A 2,939-nucleotide genomic window follows, 5' to 3' on the forward strand; every position below is an offset into this window, starting at 1 on the left:
GCGGCGCCGCGCCTACGACCGCCGGCTGCGCTCCCGATCAGCCGGCGGACCTACCGGACCCGCAGCACCTACCGGCCCCGCCGCAGCCACCGGCCCGATCTGGCCGACCGTTCCGCGCCAGCCGGGCCCGCCAGGTCGGACCACCGGTGCCGCGACGCCGCAACCCGCAACCGGCGAGACGCAGCGGCGGACCCGTCGCCGTTATCTGGCGATGATGGCCTGCTGCCTGGCGTTGTTCGTCCTCGCCGGCAGCGTGGTCCGCTTCTTCTCGGTGCCCGCAGCCCTGGCAATGATGCTCATTGCTGCGATCATCCCGCCGGTCGCGGCCGTCATCGCCAACCGGTCCCGGGAGTGAGAATCTGTGGTGAATTCTATCGTGAATACGCTCACAGGCTGGGGGCCAGTTCCACCATCCGTTCCACGTCGTTGCGGTAGGACAGCAGACAGGGCATGGGGATGTCGAGCCGTTCACCCGTCCGGATGACGTCGTCATAGATCTCGTACCGTTCCGCGGGCGCATAGCGCCCGTGATTGACCGAGATCCGCTGAGGCAGCTCCCCGCGGAGCATGAGCCGGACGGCGGGCGTCACCGTCGACGGCGGCAGCACGAACGGTCGGGCGTCCTGCGCAAAACGCACCTCCGCCCCGCGTGCGACACAGATCTGCATGGCCTCCCGCCCGGCGTGCAGTGCGTCGTAAACGGCACGGTTGCTGCGCGTGAAACGCTCGAAGCCCCGAGCACGGGCGCCGCCGCATATCCAGGCCGTGGTACTGGCAAAATACACCCACAACCAGTGTTCCATGTTGGGATGGATCTCCGGACGAAAGCCGGCCTCCGCGAAGAGCGCGGCGAGACGGCCCACATTCTGCTCGGCGAGGTCCGTCATCGTTCCACCGATCGCCGTATTACCCGTGCTCGCCCCGAGCACGATCCCCCCTTCGAGGGCACCGTTCAACACGTTGTCGATGATGCTGCCACCGGCCCGGGGAGCACCCAGCACATACTGATCCTTACCCAGACAGGCATCGATGAAGTCCAGGCCGCGCCAGTTGTGGTTCAGGAACAACACGGTGGCCGAGCCCAGGTTCCGCGCGAGCGCGGGCAGGACGTCCGGGGTCTGGGTGTGCCGGACGGCAAGCACAACCAGCTCGACACCGTCCATCGGACGAAGCTCGGTGACGATACGGGGACGGAACCGCTCGGTGACCTCCCTGCGGCGTCTGCCCCGGACGTCAAGGATGCTCAGGTCGAGCCCGTCGACCCATCGGTCCACCTGCTGCGGGCGGACCAGCACGCTGACCTCGTGCCCGGCCCTTGACAGCGCCCAGGCGTGTAGGGTACCGATCACTCCACCACCGAACACCAGAACACGCATGGCATCCAGTATCCGAAGCCGGTGGGACGTTCGGCAGAGTCGCAGGCCCATCGACGAGCAGCACAAAGACCCACCCGGCCATGGCCTTCCCGCGACCGGCCCGAAGGCCTGTCACCTCTCCCGGCTCACCCCTTCGGGCCGGGGAACCGGGGTGGGTCGGACGGCCGGTAACCACCGGCGACCGATCTTTTTAGCTGCTCGACGAGTCTGGTTGCCGCGGCCTCCTGCGGAAGACCGACAAGGTCAATATGAACGATACCGCGCAGCAGCCCGTCGGGCTCGCATTCCGCCACCCGTACCGGAATCAGTTTCCGTCGCATCCCGTTGGGGTCGGCCTGCCAGGCGGCCTGCCATTCAGCCTGCACCTGTGCGGCCTGCAGATAGTTCGCCGACAGCACCACCAGCGTCCGCTTGGAATGCACGATCGCGTCGTTGAGCCGCCCCACAACATGACTACCGGGCAGTACGTCCCAGGTTTCGATGTGGACCCGGTACTTATGTGCCTCCAGCTCCCAGGCGATCCAGGTAGCCCAACCCTCGTCCGGCTCGGCGGCGGAGATGAGGAAGTCCCAGCCGGGCGCGTCGGACGGCGTGTCGTCGGTGACCGCGCCGGCTCGTTCGGTCTCGGCGCTCGGACCCGCGGCCGGCACCTGCACCTGCACCTGCACCCAGGCCGTACCGGAGAACTTCGGAACCTCGACCTCGACCTTGCGGAACTCCCCTGGGTCGAGCCCGCGAAGCCGCTCGGCAACAGTCGAGGCGTACAGCTCGTCGGAGACGATGAGCGCAAGATCCTCGGACGGTATGTCCTGGAGCACCTGACGCACCGGTGGCGCGTCCACCAACCGGGCCGCCACAACGGTCGGTTGACCGGCGAACCCGGTGTCATCGATGATCACGTCGCCGTGGTGCAACGCCACCCGCAGCCGGACCCGACCGGTGTCGTTACGGGTCCGGTTGTAGGCCCGTAGCGCGATCCGCAGCTCGCGGACGAAGTCCGCGGCGATCCTCGCCTTGGGGATGCCGGCGGCGACCACGCCGAGAAAGCCGTCACCCCGGTCCTGCAACCGGACGGCGTCGGCGGGGATGCCGGTCCGCTCAAGGGCCTCATCGACAACCTCGCGCAGACCCCGGCGCCAGGCAAGCTGGACCAGGGTGCCGTGCTGACTGAACCGCACGGCGTCCAGAGCGAGCACGGTGTAGGGCATCGGAAGATCGTCGGGTGCGGTGAACCAGCCCGACGTGTCTGCGAAGGCCCGTGCCCGCGCGAACACCGGATTCGCCGGGTAGCGCTCCGCGGCGGCGACGAGAATCCGCTGCCGACCATTCTGGTAACCCTCCGCTGTCGAGAAAGTTGTTCACCTCCGCCCAGAACGCCAGCGGAGCCTGCGCCGGCGCCCAGGACGGCTGTTCAAGTCGGTCCAGTCCGGCGCGTTCCAGTAACTGGACGGCGCTCAACGACGTCGCGAACGCACCCGCAAGCGCCCGGATCTCCTGGTCGGTCAACCGCTCGCTCAAAGCTCCCCCGTGGGTCAGGCTCCCCGTACATGCCGCCGGGTACAT

At 67.9% G+C, this 2,939-nt stretch carries 4 protein-coding genes; 1 reads left to right on the plus strand and 3 read right to left on the minus strand.

What is annotated here, in order from left to right:
- A partial coding sequence (locus tag U9980_RS27000; protein WP_322770508.1) for a DUF3099 domain-containing protein occupies positions 1-355 on the plus strand: 355 nt, incomplete at its 5' end.
- Positions 356-386: 31 nt separating this feature from the next.
- Here the strand turns inward: U9980_RS27000 and U9980_RS27005 are convergent.
- The 3 genes from U9980_RS27005 to U9980_RS27015 all read right to left on the minus strand — a co-directional run bounded on the left by U9980_RS27005 (position 387) and on the right by U9980_RS27015 (position 2,939).
- Positions 387-1,376 (minus strand): ketopantoate reductase family protein, encoded by a 990-nt coding sequence (locus tag U9980_RS27005; RefSeq protein WP_322749408.1) that lies wholly within the window; start codon positions 1,374-1,376, stop codon positions 387-389.
- Between the two features lie 125 nt (positions 1,377-1,501).
- A complete protein-coding gene (locus U9980_RS27010) occupies positions 1,502-2,584 on the minus strand; it encodes a TIR domain-containing protein (protein WP_322770509.1) in 1,083 nt (360 codons plus the stop codon).
- Positions 2,484-2,939 (minus strand): effector-associated domain EAD1-containing protein, encoded by a 456-nt coding sequence (locus tag U9980_RS27015; protein WP_322770510.1) that lies wholly within the window; start codon positions 2,937-2,939, stop codon positions 2,484-2,486. Before U9980_RS27015 ends, U9980_RS27010 begins: the two co-directional genes overlap by 101 nt.

The organism is Protofrankia sp. Cr1 (genome assembly GCF_963555865.1).
Lineage (GTDB): Bacteria > Actinomycetota > Actinomycetes > Frankiales > Frankiaceae > Protofrankia.

Bases quoted from the DNA above. Each gene is read 5' to 3' on its own strand.
- U9980_RS27010 (WP_322770509.1), bottom strand. From the start codon at position 2,584: ATGCCCTACACCGTGCTCGCTCTGGACGCCGTGCGGTTCAGTCAGCAC.
- U9980_RS27005 (WP_322749408.1), bottom strand. From the start codon at position 1,376: ATGCGTGTTCTGGTGTTCGGTGGTGGAGTGATCGGTACCCTACACGCC.
- U9980_RS27015 (WP_322770510.1), bottom strand. From the start codon at position 2,939: ATGTACCCGGCGGCATGTACGGGGAGCCTGACCCACGGGGGAGCTTTG.